Annotated in this window: 11 protein-coding genes; 6 read left to right on the plus strand and 5 right to left on the minus strand. The window is 59.5% G+C overall.

Features of this window, described 5'->3' with window-relative positions; genetic code table 11:
• The first annotated feature begins 334 nt into the window (after positions 1-334).
• Positions 335-3,280 (plus strand): hypothetical protein, encoded by a 2,946-nt coding sequence (locus VWY60_RS06915; protein ID WP_416540135.1) that lies wholly within the window; start codon positions 335-337, stop codon positions 3,278-3,280.
• A gap of 26 nt (positions 3,281-3,306) precedes the next feature.
• Here the strand turns inward: VWY60_RS06915 and VWY60_RS06920 are convergent, their stop codons facing one another.
• The 3 genes from VWY60_RS06920 to VWY60_RS06930 all read right to left on the minus strand — a co-directional run bounded on the left by VWY60_RS06920 (position 3,307) and on the right by VWY60_RS06930 (position 7,287).
• Positions 3,307-4,770 (minus strand): phosphatase PAP2 family protein, encoded by a 1,464-nt coding sequence (locus VWY60_RS06920; protein WP_416540136.1) that lies wholly within the window; start codon positions 4,768-4,770, stop codon positions 3,307-3,309.
• A gap of 133 nt (positions 4,771-4,903) precedes the next feature.
• Complete coding sequence (locus VWY60_RS06925; RefSeq protein ID WP_340545669.1) at positions 4,904-6,676, minus strand: adenylate/guanylate cyclase domain-containing protein; 1,773 nt, start codon at positions 6,674-6,676, stop codon at positions 4,904-4,906.
• A gap of 122 nt (positions 6,677-6,798) precedes the next feature.
• Positions 6,799-7,287, minus strand: a complete 489-nt coding sequence (locus VWY60_RS06930) for an Lrp/AsnC family transcriptional regulator (RefSeq protein ID WP_340545668.1) — start codon at positions 7,285-7,287, stop codon at positions 6,799-6,801.
• 94 nt (positions 7,288-7,381) lie between these two features.
• On the opposite strand from VWY60_RS06930, the gene VWY60_RS06935 reads away from it, so the two are divergent.
• Both VWY60_RS06935 and VWY60_RS06940 read left to right on the plus strand, forming a co-directional pair.
• The gene (locus tag VWY60_RS06935) at positions 7,382-8,587 is read left to right on the plus strand and encodes a methionine gamma-lyase (protein ID WP_416538794.1); all 1,206 of its coding nucleotides are present in this window, start codon (positions 7,382-7,384) and stop codon (positions 8,585-8,587) included.
• A 104-nt stretch (positions 8,588-8,691) separates the two neighbouring features.
• On the plus strand, positions 8,692-11,085 hold the full coding sequence (locus VWY60_RS06940) for a 1-deoxy-D-xylulose-5-phosphate synthase N-terminal domain-containing protein (RefSeq protein ID WP_416538793.1): 2,394 nt from the start codon (positions 8,692-8,694) through the stop codon (positions 11,083-11,085).
• 254 nt (positions 11,086-11,339) lie between these two features.
• Here VWY60_RS06940 and VWY60_RS06945 read toward each other — a convergent pair whose 3' ends face one another.
• The gene (locus VWY60_RS06945; RefSeq protein ID WP_416540137.1) at positions 11,340-12,323 is read right to left on the minus strand and encodes a helix-turn-helix transcriptional regulator; all 984 of its coding nucleotides are present in this window, start codon (positions 12,321-12,323) and stop codon (positions 11,340-11,342) included.
• 48 nt (positions 12,324-12,371) lie between these two features.
• On the opposite strand from VWY60_RS06945, the gene VWY60_RS06950 reads away from it, so the two are divergent.
• Positions 12,372-12,866, plus strand: a complete 495-nt coding sequence (locus VWY60_RS06950; RefSeq protein ID WP_340545664.1) for a DUF1579 domain-containing protein — start codon at positions 12,372-12,374, stop codon at positions 12,864-12,866.
• Positions 12,867-13,106: 240 nt separating this feature from the next.
• Here the strand turns inward: VWY60_RS06950 and VWY60_RS06955 are convergent, their stop codons facing one another.
• A complete protein-coding gene (locus tag VWY60_RS06955; RefSeq protein ID WP_416540138.1) occupies positions 13,107-16,358 on the minus strand; it encodes a chemotaxis protein CheB in 3,252 nt (1,083 codons plus the stop codon).
• 262 nt (positions 16,359-16,620) lie between these two features.
• Between VWY60_RS06955 and VWY60_RS06960 the strand changes: the two genes are divergently transcribed.
• Complete coding sequence (locus VWY60_RS06960; RefSeq protein ID WP_416540139.1) at positions 16,621-17,298, plus strand: hypothetical protein; 678 nt, start codon at positions 16,621-16,623, stop codon at positions 17,296-17,298.
• Between the two features lie 621 nt (positions 17,299-17,919).
• Positions 17,920-19,056: an ABC transporter substrate-binding protein gene (locus VWY60_RS06965; RefSeq protein WP_416534892.1), complete on the plus strand. Its 1,137-nt coding sequence runs from the start codon at positions 17,920-17,922 to the stop codon at positions 19,054-19,056.
• Positions 19,057-19,106 lie beyond the last annotated feature (50 nt).

Genomic DNA, 19,106 nt, shown 5'->3' on the forward strand with positions numbered 1-19,106 from the left:
TCTGCGCCGCGTGATGTCCAGCAATATTCCGTCGCCCGACGATACGGGGCGTGCTGCCGCGCGGCTACTTTCTGCATCGAAACTGTGGTAGGCTTACCGGATGGGGATCTTTCGATCTTGCAAAGCGACCGGCGCGGCGGGTGTCGGGAGACGCGGCTGGACAAGCCAATCTCGGCAGGAGAGACGAGATCGAAAATACCAGAGCCGAAGAGGCGGGACCGCGCGGCTGAGTGCGGCGGTGTTTCCCCGCAAATGGGCCATCCCTGAGGGTGTCGAGCGATAATTTTGACACAGACAGAGCATCGCCAAGGGCGTGTGCTCGAAGGGGGACAACATGGCGAAAGTGACATTTCCGGGACGTTGGCCGCCGTCGGCAAATCTTGCCAGCAGCACGGTGAAGGCCTGGCTGCGGTACGAGCGGCAGTATCCGGGTTCGCGCCGCCCGTCGCGGCTGATTTCACATCCGACGGCCCCCTATGTCGCAGAGGCCACCGTCGGGGCAGCTGACGGGCCGATCAATCGGGCTGCGCTGACCGGCGCGGCGGCCGATTACCTGAAACACCTGAGAGCCTATGTGAACGCGACAACTCCGCCTCTGGGCGCGGCGGACCCGATGCTGGACCTGATTGCAGGTGTCGCCTCCGCTGGAAGCCTGCTTCACTGGTGCGATATCTGGCCGGAAATTGATGGGCCGTCGACCCGGTTGAAAGGGCAGATTGCCAGTTGGAACATGTCTCGCAATCCGAAGGGCGCGATGCCGGGCACCGTGATCCTGGTCGCGACCGAGGGGATCGAGAACCCATTGCTCTCGTCGTTCCTGATGCGGTTTCCCTCAGCAGGATTTCGGGTGCCGGTTGAGGTGCGCCAGACAACACGCGGCTTTGATCTGATCATCCGTGGTCTGACAGCTGAATTCCCGGGCGGTGCAAATCGCGCGCTGTCGGCGATCCTGGCCAACAGCAGTGCTGACGAAAAACAGTCCATTCTGAGCCGGTTGGCGCAGCCGTTGTCAAGCGTTCCGATCGGGTTTCAGGCGGCAGATGATCCTGCAACGGCTGAACCGCAGGCCGCCACGGAGACCGGCGATTTGCCGACGGCATCGACCACCGATGATGCTGCGGACAGCGACACGGGCGGCGCGGCGCCCCCGGTCGTATCCGCGCCGCGCATGATGTCGATGCTTGAGGAAACTATCGCCAAACAGGCCGGGGTGGAGGCGCGGTCGCTGTTGTTGCAGGATATCCAGTTTTCGGCGGAACAGGATAATGTCGCTGCGGGGGCCTGGGAGATGACGCTGGTCCTGCTGGCGCGCGGGCAGGAGACAACGCGTGGCGCGCCGCTCAGCTATCGACTGACGGTGCGTCTGCGGTTACAGGACCTCGCTCAGAACAGCGTCGAAGTCGTGTCGGTGACGCGGGTGCCGCTGGTGAGCCATGCAGTGGCAGGTGGTGGCCCCCGGGTGCCGGAGCTGGAGCCATTTGTGCGGGTGTTCCCGGTGCCGCCACCGGATTGGCGCGGGCACCCGGCGCCGCCCTTGTCCTGGCGCCGCCCCACGCGGCCGGACAAGATCCTTGACCTGTTCCGCGAAAATCGCGCGATTAAGCTGGATTTGGGGATGAAGATGCAGCGACCGGCCTATGTGGTGCGCAATTGCCCGCGTTTTGTGCCGGGTGATGGTCACGGCGATCTGCCCAAGCCGCTGCCGCCGATGGATGTGTCAGATGTGCCGCCACGCCGCAACCTGTCCACCGCAATCAGCGCCTATTGGCATAGCACGGTGTTCTTTGACAGCATGAGCGGGCTGGGTTTGGCACCGGATGCCTATGTTGCGACGGCGGACGGACCGCTGGCCGTGCATTACCGCTCGGGCATCGTGCCCGGACCCGGCAGAAGCGGTCGGACAATCAACGCGCAGGTGCGTTACGACGTGGCGCCGGATGCCGCCCAGCAGAGCAAGCCGAGCATCGACATGCATCTGGCGCTGGCCAATCTCAACCGCTGGGCCAGGGTCAAGCCGGGGACGCCAGATAGCCAGCTGGAGCCGCTGGGCATCGCCAGCAGCGGGCGCTGGATGCTGCATGAATTCGGTCATTACCTGCTGGCGGCGCGGATCGGGCAGCTTGAGTTCGATTTCGCCCATAGCGCCGGCGATTCCGTGGCGGCGGTTTTCTTTGACCCGTTGTCGGATCTGTCCAGCCCGGCCTATCCGGGCGATGCACGGATGCGGGGCTGGACCTTCCCGTTTGTCTTTGCGCCACGGCGGCATGATCGCACCCCGGCCATGGGCTGGGGCTGGTACGGTCTGCTGAACCGCTCGGTTGTTGAGGATCCGCCCAAGTCCGGCACCGAGCATAAGGCCTATCTGACGGAGCAGATCCTGTCGTCGTCATGTTTCCTGCTTTACCGCGCGCTTGGCGGCGATACGCTGGCAGGTAGCGACGCCGATTGGGGGCAACGCACCCGCGCCTCCGATATGACGCTGTATCTGCTGCTGCAGGCAATGGCAGGTCTGGCGCAATCGCCGTCGCGCGCTGAAATGCTGGAGGTTGGGATGGAAGCCGCAGGCTGGGGTGCCCCGGCGTTGGTTCCGCTGCCCAGAGGCGGGGCGGAGTGGCAGCCGGCAACCTCGCACAAGGTTACACGATGGGCCTTTGAAACCATGGGAATGTTTCCGGCGAACCCGGAGAAGATCAGCAGCAAGGCGGGAGCGGCCCCGGTGGTGGATATATACATCCGCGATCGCCGCGCCGATGTTTTTCCAACTGGTGATGGCCCGGTGACAGTGGGGCGCGGCAGCTATCTGCCGGTCTCTTTGCACTGGGCGCAGGATGCTGATTGGGTGATTCCGGGACTGGTGCCGAAGCTCGGTAACCGGGGAACGGTCGCGGCGCAGGGTGCAGGGCTGCGCGTCTGGGGCGGCTGGGTCCTGAACGATAAACCGATCTCGCAGGTTATGGACCGAAGCATCCTCTGGAGTCCGCATCCGCTTGCGCTGGGGCCTTGTGACATCGGCCCGGATCAGCAGGCGGTATCGGATCTGACGCAGAATGACGCGCAGCAGATCACGCAGCTCTGTAAAGATACGCGCAATGCAGCACCCGCAGGGCTGCAGCTGGTGTTTTTCTATGAGCTGACCCATGTGAATGACCGCGCCAACACCGACCCCGCAGCGGGACTGGCGCCGCAGATCGGCGCAGGCGAAACCCCGCCACAGACGGTGCAGGCCCTTGTCGATCTGGTCGCCTGTGACAACAATCTGGGCCTGCACATGATCGGCTAGGGTCGGGAGCCAAGAGGTCCCGGAGCTCAGGCGATTTCGCTCGAAATCCACGGTGTCGGCCATTCTGTCTTGGCCTTGTCAAGGATACGGTGCAGCGTCGGAACATTGAGATGTGCCCAGGGGACTGGCCCGGCGTTCGGATCAACCGGCGCGCGGTCCATCATGCAATACCAGATCCCCGCCGCGATATGGCGGCCCGCGGTTGAATCCGACGGGTAGTGCACGCCGATCCGCTCGCGGTTCACCGCGATCCGGTTGGCCATGGTCAGCAGCGGCGAGGCGACAACGTTGGTGCCAAGCAGATCGTCATAGGTCGGCTTGCGCAGCAGAGTGCCTGCCGGGATCTGGATATTGGTTCCCGTGCCATCGGACTCATAGCCCCTCACCACGCCAAATCGCTGTGCGATGCCCGGAACCTCCAGCAGTAGCAGCGACAGGAAATGGGCGAGAAAGGCGTGGCCGCTGGGAAAGGCAGGATGGGCAGGCGGACCAAATGGCACCGTTAGCCCCGGACGCAGAATTGAGGGGCGGACCCGCTTGTAATGGGCTTTGTAGCTCATATAGGCGACATTGCCGACCGCCAGTCCCAGATCAATAAGCTTCAGCGTGAAGGGGTGATCAAAGCTGTTGGCCCCCAAAAAATGGATCAGATAGGCCGGCAGGCCATCGGCCTGAATGTCGCATTCGACCATATATTGCTGACGATCATCCTCCATATACATCTTGAGCACTTCCAGCTCGGCGACGATGATCTCAAAGGCCTCCTTGGCGGCGTCCTGAGAGTCCGTTGGGGTTCCGGTTTGGACATAGCGCCAACGCAGATCGTTTTGTTCCAGCCAGCGGTCGCCGACATGGGCAGGATGCCAGTTCTGGTATTGCGATGCGAATTCCAGTGCTGCCATGGTGCCGGGTTCGGATCTATCCGCCGCACGCAGCCATTCCCCAAGGTTCGGGTCAAATGGCAGCGCCCAGAACCGCAGAGCAGGATCCCAGTCCTCGGTGATCCATTCCAGCGCGATAGGGTATTGCGGTTGCGGCGGTGTGCCTTTGTCCTTTGGGATCTGATAGGGTGTGATGATCATCGACAGCGGGAAGGGATCGCCACCGTTGTTGTCCGGGCTGAAATCCAGCGTCCAGGGCAGGAGGCCCAGCTCTTTGGGCGTTGCGTAGTAGCTGCGCAGAATGCCGATGCCGGCGTCTGCGCCATTGCCCAGAAGATAGCCGTTATCCTCAATCCCTAATCCCAGACCCGCGCCAAGCCCCAGACCGTTGCCGAGGCCCAGACCATTGCCGAGACCCAGGCCAAGTCCTTGACCTGCGCCCAAACCCAGACCGTTACCAAGCCCTAATCCCAGGCCGTTACCCAGCCCCAGACCATTGCCCAAGCCGAGGCCGTTGCCAAGCCCAAGACCATTGCCCAAACCAAGACCGAGCCCAAGTCCCAGACCAAGCCCGTTCGACGACGCTTGCGAGTTGCCATGTCCAGCCATCAGTAATCCCCCTTAAACCGTTGAATACGTGTTAAAAACAAACTGTGTGACTGCGCGTGTCGGTGCTCTGCCGGTCTGCCTCTTGATGTCCTTCCTGCTTGTCGGGTTGCCCCGATCATTGTTGTTCCAAATCCTAATCAGGCAGCCCTGCGCGTGTCAGACCATCGGTCAGACGACCCAGGGCTTCCTTTGATTTCAGCGGATACCAGGTCGCAAATTTCGATACCGAAAATCCCGGATCCAGTTCGATTATTTCCCGGCCCACCTTGCGGGCGCTCTCGGTTTGCCCGCTGAGCGCAAAGGCGGCGGCGAGCAGCCGGAGGCTGGCCATGAACCGCGGTTTGTTGCGGCGGGCGTTCTTCAGGAACCGGATCGCTTCAGGCAAGTTGCCATCGACAAATTCAGCAAGGCCCGCAGCAGTCAGGAAGAAGAAGCTCAACGGATCATAGGGTGCCAGTCGCCAGACATTGAGCAACCGTTCACGGGCCTCGGCGCCGTCGCCAAGATAGGCATATGTCGTCGCACTCAGCCCCCAGGCCAGCGGCAGGTTCATGTTATGGGCCAGCGCATCCTCGAAGAGTTCCAGCGCATCCTCGGGGCTGTTCTCATGCAGGCTGAGCACATGGGCGCGGATCGACAGGGTCAGCGCGTCATCGGGGTCCAGCTCGACCGCGCGGCGGGAATGGTTGATCATGGTCAGAATATCGTCGCGCGGGTTGTGGGAATACCCTTCTGCCAGAAAGAAATTCATGCACCAGGCCAGATAGGCGTGAGCCTGGGGGTAATTAGGGTCGAGAGACACGGCGCGCTTCAACAGAGCGATGGCCTCTTCATAGCTGTAGTCATCCAGCTGATAGAGCCGCGCCAGCGCCCGCAGGACACATTTATAGGCGTCCAGGCTCTCTGTGCTGCGTGCGCTGATATGCTCCGCCTCGGTCGACAGCACCTTGGGTTCCAGCATGGCCAGAATGCTGGAGGCGATTTCATCCTGAAAGGCAAAAAGATCCTGTAGGTCACCGCGATAGGTCTGAGCCCAGATCGCCCGGTTGCGCAGAACATCCATCAATTCGACAAAGATGCGGAGCTGGTCGCCATGCTGGTCGACGGAGCCGGTCAGCAGATAGGCGACGCCTAGATTGCGGCCGATCTTGGCAGGGTTTTCCTTGCTACTGCGGAATTGCAGCGTCGAGGTGCGCGCCATGACGAACATGGTGCGGCTGCGGGAGACGCCGGAGATGATCTCCTCGGTGATGCCATCGCCGAAATACTGTTCCTCGGCCTGCGCACCGCGATCCTGAAACGGCAGGACCGCCAGCGTCGGGCGGTTTTTCCAGTCAGCATGAGGATGTAGCAGAACACTGTCGCCGCTGCTGCTGAGGACCTGATAGACGTGGACGGGCCGGTCAATATTCTTCAACAGCGGCGCGCCGAGGTCGTGAAACCTGAGCGACAGCTTCCCGCGGACGATATCGCGGACCATTTTGGTGACCACCACGGTGCCCGGATTGGCGAGCTGATGAATGCGCGAGGCGATGACAACACCGTCGGACTGCACGGTCCCCTCATCGTCGATCACATCGTCGATATTGACACCGATACGGATTTCCATCGGGTTCTCTTCGGCGACCTGCTGGCGCAACCGATCCTGAACAGCCATCGCCCAGAGCACGGCATCCGTGGCGCTGGTGAATTCGACCAGCAGCGCATCCCCGGCATCCGACCGACGCACGCCGCCATAGCGTTTCAGCTCATCCAGCAGCACGGTGTCGCGCAGCTCGCACCAGCGACGGACAGTCTCAGTTGTGCTGATCTCCATATGCCGTGTGTAGTCTGCCACATCGGCAAAGGCGAAAGCTGTCAGTCGCGTCGAGATCTTTGGAAACGTTGTTGGGATGGGCCTTTGCATGGATGATGTCCTGCCGCCAGTAGGGGGGCAGTATATCGAACGGTCGCGATTTTTAAAGAATGTAGACCGGCGGTTTGCACATCTTTGCCAGCTATCTGCGAAATGGGCACCCTGCCGGATGATCAGCTTTGAGAGCTATCAACCTCAGGGTAGACGGCGGTCTTTTTCACCACTCCGTAGACGAAACTGGTGTCAATCGAACTGATGCCGCCGATGGGATGCAGGCGCGCGCGTACGAAGCGTTCGTAATCTTCCAGATCGGCCACCACCACACGCAGCAGATAATCGGCAAGGCCAGTCATCACGAAACATTCCAGAACCTCAGGCGTGCCACGGATCTGGCGTTCAAAGTTGGCCACCACGCTTTCGGTATGGTTCTCCAGGCTGACCCGCACAAAGACCGTGACCGGCAGGCCATAGACCTTGGCATCAACGTCGATGCTATAGCCCTGAATGACATTGCTGCTTTCAAGAATGCGCAGCCGGCGCAGGCAGGGAGAGGGTGAGAGGTTGACCTCCGCCGCGAGATCGAGATTCGTCATCCGCCCATTGCGTTGCAAGGCCCGTATGATGCGTCTGTCCGTCGCGTCCAATTTTGGCTTCTCTGGCATATTATGCCAATCCTTATGCTGTCTGAAGGTAAACTAGCAACTAATCGCCCAGCTGACCATCCTAAGATGCTGGAAACACATTAGGGTGATTTCCATGAAAAAGACCGACTCCAGCTTTTCGACACGTGCAATCCACCATGGCTATGACTCGCAGTCGCAGCAGGGGGCGTTGAACCCGCCGCTTTATCTGACCTCGACCTTTACCTTCGACTCCGCCGAGGCGGGCGGCGAGATGTTCACCGGTGAGCGTGAGGGGCATTTCTACAGCCGCATTTCCAACCCGACACTGGACCATCTGGAGCAGCGCATCGCCAATCTTGAGGGCGGCGAAGCCGGGCTTGCGACCGCTTCCGGCATGGGCGCAATCACCTCGACCCTATGGTCGTTTCTAGCGGCCGGGGATGAAATCATCCTAGACAAGACACTATATGGCTGCACGTTTTCCTTCATGACCCACGGGCTGCCACGATTTGGCGTCAATGTGCGTCTGGTCGATATGACAGATCCCTCAAATCTGGCAGAGGCGATCAGCCCGAAAACCAAACTGGTCTATTTCGAAACCCCGGCAAATCCCAACAATCGCCTGATCGACATCGCGGCGATTTCCGAGATCGCGCATAAAGCTGGTGCAAAGGTGGTTGTCGACAACACCTTTGCCACGCCGGTGATCACACGCCCGATCGAACTGGGCGCCGATATCGTGGTGCATTCGGCAACGAAATTCATCAGCGGCCATGGCGATGTGATCGCCGGTCTGGTTGTCGGCTCAAAGGAGGACGTCACCCAGATCCGTCTTGTCGGGCTGAAGGATATGACCGGTGCGGTGATGTCACCCTTTAGTGCGATGCTGTTGATGCGCGGTTTGAAGACGCTTGAACTGCGGATGGAGCGTCACTGCAAATCCGCCCGCAAGGTGGCTGAGGCGCTGCAATCCCACCCGGCGGTGGAGCGGGTCTATTACCCGGGCCTTGACGGCTTTGCACAGAATGAACTGGCCGCGCGGCAGATGTCGGGCTTTGGCGGCATGATCCCCTTTGAGGTTGTTGGTGGCAAGGCTGGCGGTATCGCCATGATGAACCGGCTGGAGCTGGTCCAGCGCGCGGTGTCGCTGGGCGACGCCGAAACGCTGATCCAGCACCCGGCCAGCATGACCCATTCGACCTATACCCCCGAAGAGCGTGCAGAACATGGCATCGCCGAGGGGCTGCTGCGGATGTCAGTTGGGCTTGAAGGTGTCGATGATATCATCGACGATCTGATGCAGGCGCTGTCCTCGCATAACGCTTACGCCGCCGCCTGAGTATGGCGGCCCCTGGTGGGGTGTTTCATTCCGCCAGATTTGACAGGTCCCCTCCGCATTCGTGCGGGAGGGAGAGTATCTTCACCTAATCAATGAGTTGACCCATGACCTCTTCAGTGGCCGCGCCGATACCTTCCTCCGAAACGCTCAAGACGATCGAGCAGCGGCTATTGTGGCTGTCCCACTGGATGATCCACAATGCCAACCACCTGCGCCCCAAGGCGGACGGCATCAAGGTTGGCGGTCATCAGGCCAGCTCGGCTTCGATGGTGTCGATCATGACCGCGCTCTACTTCAGCGCGCTGCGGCCAGAGGACCGGGTGGCGGTGAAACCCCATGCCTCGCCGATCTTTCATGCGATCCAGTATCTGATGGGTAACCAGACCCGCGAGAAGATGGAAAACTTCCGCGGCTTTGGTGGCGTTCAGAGCTATCCGAGCCGCACGAAGGATATTGATGACGTGGATTTCTCAACCGGCTCCGTGGGGCTTGGGGTGGCGATCACCTCCTTTGCGTCGATGGTCCAGGATTATGTTACCGCGAAATCCTGGGGATCCGATGCGCCAAAGGGGCGGATGGTCGCGCTTGTCGGCGATGCCGAACTGGACGAGGGCAATGTTTACGAATGCCTTCAGGAGGGATGGAAGAACGACCTGCGCAACACCTGGTGGATCATCGACTATAATCGCCAGTCGCTGGATGGGATCGTGCGCGAAGGGCTGTTTCAGCGGATCGAGAAGATCTTCGACGCCTTCGGCTGGGATGTGGTGAAGGTGAAATACGGCGCCTTGCAGCGCGCCGCCTTTGAGGAGCCGGGCGGTGACAAGCTGCGCCAGTGGATTGATGACTGTCCCAATCAGACCTATTCGGCGCTGACCTTCATGGGTGGTGCTGTCTGGCGTCAGCATCTGCTGGATGATCTGGGCGATCAGGGCGACGTCAGCGCGCTGATCGAGCGCCGCTCCGATGCAGAGCTGGCAGCCTTGATGGAGAACCTCGGCGGCAACTGCGTTGCGACCATGGCCGAGACATTTGCCGCCATCGACCATGACCGCCCGGTCTGTTTCCTCGCCTATACGGTCAAGGGCTGGGGTACACCCATTGCCGGCCACAAGGACAATCACGGCGGGCTGATGAACAAGACCCAGATGGCCGAATGGCAGCGCTATATGGGGGTTGCCGAGGGGCAGGAGTGGGAGCCCTTTGCGACCGTGCAAAACCCCGCTGCATTGCAGAGCTTTCTGGATCAGGTGCCGTTTTTTGCAAACGGGGCGCGGCGTTATCACGATGCCCGCCTGCCGGTGCCGACAGTCGAGGTGAAAACCGACCGCGAGATGTCGACCCAGATGGGCTTTGGCAAGATCCTCGATGATCTCTCCAAAGGTGACAGCGACCTTGCCGCGCGCATTGTGACCATGTCGCCGGATGTGACGGGGACCACCAACCTTGGCCCCTGGGTGAACCGGCGCAAGCTCTTTGCACGTAAGGCGCAGGCGGATGCCTTTATCGAACACAAGATCCCCTCAACCGCGAAGTGGGAGTTCACGCCAGAAGGCCAGCATATCGAGCTGGGCATCGCCGAAATGAACCTGTTCCTGCTGCTGGGGGCTGCCGGCCTGTCGCAATCGCTGTTTGGCAAGCGGCTGATCCCTATCGGCACGGTCTATGATCCCTTTGTGGCGCGTGGCCTCGATGCGCTGAACTACGCCTGTTATCAGGACGCCCGCTTCATGATCGTGGGCACGCCTTCCGGCGTGACCCTGGCGCCGGAAGGCGGTGCGCATCAATCCATCGGCTCACCTCTCATCGGGATGAGCCAGGACGGGCTGGCCGCCTTTGAGCCGGCTTTTGTGGATGAGCTGGCGGTGATCATGGAATGGGCCTTTGATTATCTTCAGCGCGACGGCGAGGGCGATCCGGATGAACGCACCTGGCTCCGGGATGAGACCGGCGGTTCCGTCTATCTGCGCCTGACCACCAACCCGATTGAACAGCCGGGCAAGCGGGTTGATGACGCCTTCCGTCAGGGCGCGATTGATGGCGCCTATTGGCTGAAGCAGCCGGGGCCGAACTGCGATGTGGTGATTGCCTATCAGGGGGCGGTTGCGCCGGAGGCGATCAAGGCCGCTGCCGCCATCGGCGAGGGACGCCGCGATGTCGGCGTTCTGGCGGTGACCTCGGCCGACCGGCTGAACGCAGGCTGGACTGCTGCGCAGCGGGCCCGGGCGCGCGGTGTGCCGCAGGCACAAAGCCATATCGAGGCATTGCTGGCGGAGCTGCCGCGTCACTGTAAACTGATCACGGTGATCGACGGCCACCCGGCGACGCTGAGCTGGCTGGGCAGTGTGCAGGGCCATCAGAGCATTCCGCTGGGGGTCGAGCATTTCGGTCAGACCGGCACCATCGCCGATCTCTATCGCCACTTCGGCATTGATGCGCAGGCGATCACCGAAGCGGCCGATGGGCTGACCGCAGGCAGACGGCTGAAGGTCGTATAGCAACCTCGACCCAATGCAGCGCCAGCCCTGACCGATTGGCAAAGGTAGGAAAGCGGCAGGCATCCGTGCGCCCCCGCGCATCCCGTCGCGCAGGCCCCGCCACCGCCCGCAGGGATTGAGAGGCCAATATAATAACGGCTCCCGAAGTGATCTTCGGGAGCCGTATGTGCTGAAGGTCGGCAGGCGGGCCAAGCGGGAGTTCGGTGCCGTCGCATAGGGTGCCCCCTATCTGCACTACGTGGGCCTCGGCGAAATCACGATACGTATAGATCGATAACTTTGCGGGCCTCAGCGATCACCTCTTCGCGAAATGCCGCTGGCCCATGGACCTCGGCCTCAGCGCCCAGAGATAGAACGTCACGGATGGCCTTTACGCCAACCTCCATTTGTACGTTTACGCAGAACCATCCTTTTCGTTTCGGGATCAGAACAGGGGACTGCGGTGCAAAACCCATTTCGTTCAACATGCGCAGACCAGTTGAACTGACATGAAGTGCAACGGATTGAGACTTCAGCCGGTGCTCGAAATCTGCGATCCAGCTGTTCCAAAAGGCGCTGACATCAAAAGTCGTCGGGCGTGAGAACGTGTCGTCAAGAACCTTGATGCTCCGGATATTTGCAATCTTGTAGACACGTGGGGTTTCGACGAGCGCAACGAGATACCAGCTACCGGCTTTCAGGACAATCGCCAGGGGCGATACAACGCGGTCCACGACGCCTTTCCAGCTCTCGTATTCTATCGACAGTCGCCGTTCATTCCACACCGCAGAGGCAACCTCCGACACAAATGGAGCAGTGTCCTTCTTTCGATACCAACCCTGCGGATCCAACAAAAACCGCTCGGAAACAACAATGGCCTGATCGCGCGCGGGACCAGAGAGCGAAGCCATGACTTTTAGCTCTGTTTGGCTCGCAGCTTTCAGCAAACCCAGATCATCCAATGCAGAACCAAGCCCAGCCAGCAGCAGGCTGCGTGCTTCATCCGCATCAAGGCCTGTCAAACGGGTCTGGTATCCATCCATCAACCGATACCCGCCGCCTCGTCCCCGCTCGGCGAAAACCGGGACACCTGCATAGCTCAGCTGATCGATGTCCCTGTGGATCGTGCGCAAGCTGACCTCAAACTCATCGGCCAATTGCTGTGCCGTCATCAGGCCGCGGGTTTGGAGAAGCAACAAAATTGACAGTAAACGCGAAGATTTCATCTGCTCTCTCAAAAACATGACACGAAGTGTCATGTTATGTCGTTCATAAGCACTCTTGTCACGAAAGATAAGGGAGACACCATGCACACCGATCGCGACCCCACGGCGACAACCGCTGTTGAGAATGATTTTGACTTCATGTTCGGGTCTTGGACTGTAAAGCACAGACGCTTGAAGGAGCGGCTAACCGGCTGCGATGATTGGGAGGTTTTCGATGGCCTTTCGCAAACTCAGCCAATTCTTGCAGGCAATGGAAATATTGAAGACAACTTTGTCGGGTTTCCTGGGCAGCCTTATCGCGCGATTGCGTTGCGAAGCTTCGATCCTGGTTCAGGGGTGTGGGCAATCTGGTGGCTCGACGGTAGATCGCCCCACATGCTTGATACACCGGTAAAAGGTGCATTTACAGGAGATATCGGCGAATTTCGCGCGAATGACGTGTTGAATGGGCAGCCTATAATAGTCAGATTTCTTTGGAAAAAAGGGCCGGTGCCGCGATGGGAGCAGGCGTTTTCAACCGACGATGGAACCACATGGGAAACCAACTGGACGATGGACTTTACACCGGCTGCCTGATGAACGACAGGGTTCTGCCGGATAACGGGCTTTGGGACGGAGCGCAGAAACGGTCAAAACGGGCCCACAACCGCCGCTGAGGAATACGCAGCATCCTTCACGAAAAGCCGGTGTTGATTTGGATAACACAAAGCCCGGACCGCAAGATGCGCTCCGGGCTTTTGATCTTTTCGTCGCAGATGGTGTGGCCACGACGCCAAGAGCCGGTGATTGGCTCTGCGGGAGTGTCATGAACTGCCGTCAGCTGGCGTCGGCATCGACCTCGCGAAAGATGCCGACCAGTTTGGTGACGTCCCCGTTGTCATCGCGGATCGCCATGCCTTTGCTTTCGACGCGGATCTCGACGCCGTCCTTGCGGATCAGGCGTTTGACAAAGCGGAAGCCTTCACCGCTTTCGATGGCTTCGGCGACATTGCGTTTGACGTCCTCGCGATCATCGGGATGGAAGAAGGCAATCGCGCTGTCGATATCCGGCACATAGTTCTCTGGCGTCACACCGTGGATCTCATAGACCTTCGGTGACCAATAAGGGGCCTGAGAACCGGAATCGATGGACCAGAAACCGATCCCGACCATCTCCTGTACCAGTTCGGCCTGTGCCAGCAGCGCCTCGGCGCGCTGGCGGGCCTCGACGGTTTCGGTGACATCGGTGCCGATGGTGAAAACCGTCGGCTCTCCGGTGATATGGTGCGGGAAGCGATGCCGGTCCATGTTGATCCAGCGCTCTTCGCCGCCATCGGCCAGTGTCACCTGACGCAATTCACTGTCAAAGCCTTCGGGCTCGTCTAGGACCGCGTCGTCCTGCTCGAACATCTCCTTGCCCGCGTCATTGTCTTTGATGAGTGAAAACACATTTTTCGACAATGCCTTGTCACGGCTGAGGCCCAGCAGCTCAGCATAGGCCTCACTGATGCGCAGGATTTCACCGCTGCGGGTCCGGTTCAGCAGCAGCAGTTTCGAATTGTCGAGGATCATCTCCATCTCATGCGCCATGCCGGGGAATTCCGACACCACCATGGTGACGCCAAGGATCTGCCCGTTGACATCGAAGTAGGGCGAGCAGGTCAGCCGGATACGGGTGCCGCGCGAAGTGAACTCCTCGGTGACGGTCTGGCCAAGGCGCAGCGCCTCGCTACAGATCGGTGCCAGGATCGGGAATCCTTCTGGCAGGGCGCATTGGCTGATGTGCGGGCTGGAGATGGGCCGCCGGATGTTGAACATCCGGGTCGCCGCCAAAGTCGCCTGAGTGATCTGAAGCGCACTGTCGGCCACAACGATCGCCAAGGGCGTGCTTTCGAGCACCGAAATCAGCTCGCCGGTGCGTCCGCTCAGCTCGGACGCCGTCACCTGCAATTCCTCGTTGACGGTGATCAGCTCCTCGTTGGTGGACTGGAGCTCCTCGTTGGAGGTTTCCAACTCTTCGTTGGTGGCCTGCAACTCTTCATTGGTGGATTGCAGTTCTTCGTTCAGCGATTGCAGCTCCTCATTCGAGGTTTCAAGCTCCTCGATGGTCTGCTGCAGTGCTTCGCGGGTGGTTGCAACCTCATTCTCCAGATTGCGGATCCGCTCAAATGTCGCGTCACCTTCCTCGCCGACGAACGGAGCCTGATCGATCTTGGACCGGTCTACGGTCACCGGGGTGAACACCACCAGCGCCGCACGTTCGCTGATCTCCTTGGCCACGATCGGGTAGACGTCGAGCCGGATTTCCTCATCGTCAGTCTCGGCAAGAAGGTGGCGGACACCGCCCTTATGGGAGCCGTTCTTCAACGCGATGGTGATCAGGCTGCGGGCTTCTTCGCGCAGCGGGCTGCGCAGCAGATCAAGGTGCATCCGCAGTGAACTGGTCTCGTTCACCTCAATGAACTGGCTGACCGAGCCATAGACACGCGCGATGGAGAAATCTTCGGTCACCAGCAGGGAATTCTTGCCCAGCGACTGCGCCAGCGCCTCGAACAGCTGGCGATCGGTTGATGGCGCCTGCTGCGATGGCGGCTTGATGGTTGGACGCTGCACCATCATCGGGATCGACGGCATGTTATAGGGCTGCTGCGACTGATGGGCACGCAGGGAGCGTTTGCGATAGACATGACTGGCTGAGCGGTCCTGCACAAAAAGCTCATCCGATCCGGCGACGCTTTCTGCGGTGCCGAGGAACAGCAGACCATGCGGTGACATAGCGTAGTGGAAGCGCGACATGACCTTTTGCTGAAGCGGATTGCCAAAATAGATCAGTAGGTTCCGACAGCAGATCAGGTCCACCTTCTGAAATGGCGGGTCCTGGCAGACGTTGTGGTCCGAAAACAGAACCGCATTGCGCAGATTATCGACCACCCGGACACCATCGGTCTGCCGGATAAGGTATTTGTCAGCCAGCTCCGAGGGGATGTCGTTGAGTGCGGCGAGGCTATAGACTCCCTTACGGGCCGTCTTCAGCGCGTCCTTGTCGATATCCGTGGCAAAGATCTGGACCCGTGACTTCAGCTGGTTGGTCGGATTGCCGAGCGCCTCTGACACGACCATGGCGATGGAATAGGCTTCCTCGCCGGTGGCGCAACCCGCAACCCAGATCCGCAGGGGGCCGGGGCCGCGATCCTTGATCAACTGCGGCAGCAGAGTCTTCAGAAGCTCGAATTCCTCGCGATCACGAAAGAACCGGGTGACGGAGATCAGGAGATCCTTGAACAGCGCATCCACCGCATGGGGGTTGTTGCGGCAGAACTGCGTGTATTCCTCCTGGGTTTCGATCCCCAGGGCGATCATCCGCCGCTCGATACGACGGCTGATTGTTGTCTGCTTGTAGTCGCGGAAATCGACACGGGTGCGCGCAAGAAGGATCTGCAACAGATCCGAAACCGGTGAATCCCTCAGACTGTTTTCGTGGCGAAACGAGGAAAAGTCACGCGGTGAGGAAAGGATCTTCTGTAGATTGGTGCCAATATCCTGCGGCCGCAGCACCAGATCAACGCAGCCGGTCTGCACCGCTGCTACCGGCATGCCGTCGTATTTCGCGCTTTCGGCGTCCTGTGCAATGGTGATGCCGCCAGCCTCGCGGATGGCCTGCACACCATAGGCCCCATCGCTGCCGGTGCCGGACAGGATGATCGCCATAGAGTTGTCGCCGTTCTGCTCCGCCAGGCTGACCAGAAAGCGGTCGACCGAGGGGCGCGGGGTGCCGGGTTCGGCATTCGGATCCTGCAAGAGATGCAGACGGCCTTCGGAGAAGATGACATCGCTTTTGGGCGGCGTGATATACACGACATTCGCTTCCGGCACGGTGCCGTTTTCGATGGTGCCAACTTTCAGCTGGGTCTGCCGCGCGACCAGCTCGGTCATCAGGCTTTTGTGGTGTGGTGACATGTGTTGCACAACAACATAGGCGGCAGGCGCATCCACCGGGAGAGTCGCGACAAGCTCTCGGATGGCTTCCAGTCCACCAGCGGACGACCCGATTCCGATGATTGTCAGGTCATTCTTCGTTTGCGTTGTCATATGCGTGCCTATCGTCTACCATATGTAAACCTCTTATCCTCTAGATCGATGTCAGGTCCATGGCAAATCCCGATCGGACTGAGGTTTTGACCGGACGATGTGTCTACCGTCACGGATGAGCAATCGAGGAGGCAACATAATGCAATTAATGGTTGTATAAAGCTTGACGTGGAATGTTACTCCAAACTACGCTGCTTAAACGGTTTGTAAACTACTCCTAACTACATATTAAAGACATCTCCAGTTATACAGGTTGGGTGTAATGAACGTTGTTGCCATGACTGACAATATGGATGCTGGAGAGGATCAGCGCAGGTTCATCGTGAACCTTATGGCTCAGAAGGGGCAGCTGCCCTTTGTCCGCTCTTGCGAGGTGGTCAGCCCGACATTCCGCAATCGCACATCCTTCGTCAAATCACTGGCGCTGGAGGAGGTGTTTTGCGACTCCATCGCCGAGGGGTTGAACGACTGCGTTAAGATGCTGTCGGGCGAGACACAGGTTATTTCGCTGCCCTCGCTGATACTTGAAGTTCCGGGGCTCGTCCTTGCCGGGGCGCATATCCTGACAACGGTCGACGATGACGGCAGCCAGTCCATTATTATCAGGTTCCGGATCAGCCTTGGCGGTATTGGCTATGCGTTCCGCCCCGACGTGGGCTTTGGTGCCGGGCTTGAAGATCTGACGCGTGAGGTGAGCGCACAGGTGCTCACCGATCTTGCGCTGCCATTGCTGAATGTCCTTTCGGCGACCGAGGCGGGTCTGGTCGATGCCGAAACCGCAATCGGCTCGCTCAGCCGGCAGCTTGCGGATCGTGTCCATGAGATTCGCTTCCAGATCGAACTGGTGAAGCGCTATACAGACGGGTTGGAACGGCAGCGCAACAGCTGCACCGCCCCAGAACCCGCGCCAAAGCAACTGCGTCAGCTCAGCTCCGGCTGACACTTGCACCGCAAGGGGCGTTAATCCCGCAATGTCGCTGCAAATGATGGCTCCACATCTTCTGATACCTGGCGTCAATCGTCATGGTGGCTGCTCTGCTTGCGGATCTAGGTGCAATGGATTCCACCGCTGAATATAATGCCTTACCAAACGAGCGGAGACGAAAGGCCGGTTGAGTGAATTGCCTGACAGGGTTGTATTCAGCCGTTCTTATCGGGCGGTTCAACAGCCTGTTTTCATGGCAATGCGGGGGCGGGGCGCCTGCGTTGACCACAGGCCTTCTCCCCAAGGGCGGAGCGAATGCCTCGCTTGCATGGACGTGTCTCGTCAGGAGGCGCGTCAGCTTCGATAAGTTTTAAGGTTAGATATTTTAATCTTGAAATAAATATCCACTTCGGCCTAGGCTTGCCAAAGCGGCCGGTGCAACGGCCGATGGACGGAGCGCAGCCCGATGGGTGTGAGGGAACTGGACGGCAGCCATATGCTGACCGCTGTCATCGTGACAATTCCATACATCCCCGCAAAATGCTGGCGCCGCGCGGTCCAATCGGAAAGAGTAAGCAGCGAAGAGTCACCACAGAAGTGACCTTCATTGCTCAGATAGATCAGGGAGATGGACCAATGACGACACTTAAGACCATGGCGCTTGCCGCAGCGGTTTCGACGCTGGCCTTGGCCGCCGGCGCCGAGACAAAGATTGGCATGATCACAACGCTATCCGGCGGTGGTGCAGGACTGGGTGTCGACGTGCGCGACGGCTTCATGCTGGCAATGGAACAGGCCGGCCGCGACGACATCGAGGTGGTCATCGAGGATGATCAGCGCAAACCAGAAAGCGCCGTACAGATAGCCGACCGCATGATCCAGTCCGAAAAGGTTGACATCATGACCGGGATCATCTGGTCCAACCTCGCAATGGCAGTGGTGCCCGCGGCGACGGCTCAGGGCGTGTTCTACCTGTCGCCCAATGCAGGCCCCTCCGCGTTGGCGGGCAAGCGCTGCCATGAGAATTATTTCAACGTCGCCTGGCAGAATGACAACCTGCACGAGGCAGCAGGTGCCTATGCCAATGACGCGGGCCTGAAAAACAGCTACATCCTCGCCCCGAATTACCCCGCAGGTCAGGACGCGCTGACCGGCTACAAGCGCATGTATAAAGGCGAATTGGCGGGCGAGACCTACACCAAGCTTGGCCAGACCGACTATGCCGCAGAGATTGCCCAGATCCGCGCATCCGGTGCCGACAGCGTCTATTTCTTCCTGCCCGGTGGCATGGGGATTTCATTCCTCAAGCAATACGCCGACAGCGGTGTCGATCTGCCCGTTGTAGGTCCGGCCTTCAGCTTTGATCAGGGGATCCTGCAGGCAGTCGGCGGCGCCGCGCTTGGGATCAAGAACACCTCGCAGTGGAACAAGGATCTCGACAACCCGGCCAACACGGCCTTTGTTGCGGCCTTTCAGCAGAAATACGAGCGTCTGCCGTCGCTCTATGCAAGCCAGGGCTATGACACTGCCAACCTCATCCTGAGCGCGCTGGACAAGGCAAGTGTCGATGACAAAGACGCCTTCCGCGCCGCGCTGAAGGCGGCAGAGTTCGACTCCGTCCGGGGAGATTTCAAATTCGGCGACAACCATCACCCGATCCAGAACATTTATGTTCGTGAAGTCATTCAGGAAGGCGATGTCTACACCAACAAGATCATCGCAACAGGTCTGGAAAATCACGCCGACGCCTATGCGGCAGACTGCAAGATGTAAAACCATCTGAGTGATGCGGGCCAGTGGAGGACACCGGCCCGCATATCACA

Source organism: Phaeobacter sp. JH20_26 (assembly GCF_048056275.1).
Taxonomy (GTDB): domain Bacteria; phylum Pseudomonadota; class Alphaproteobacteria; order Rhodobacterales; family Rhodobacteraceae; genus Phaeobacter; species Phaeobacter bryozoorum.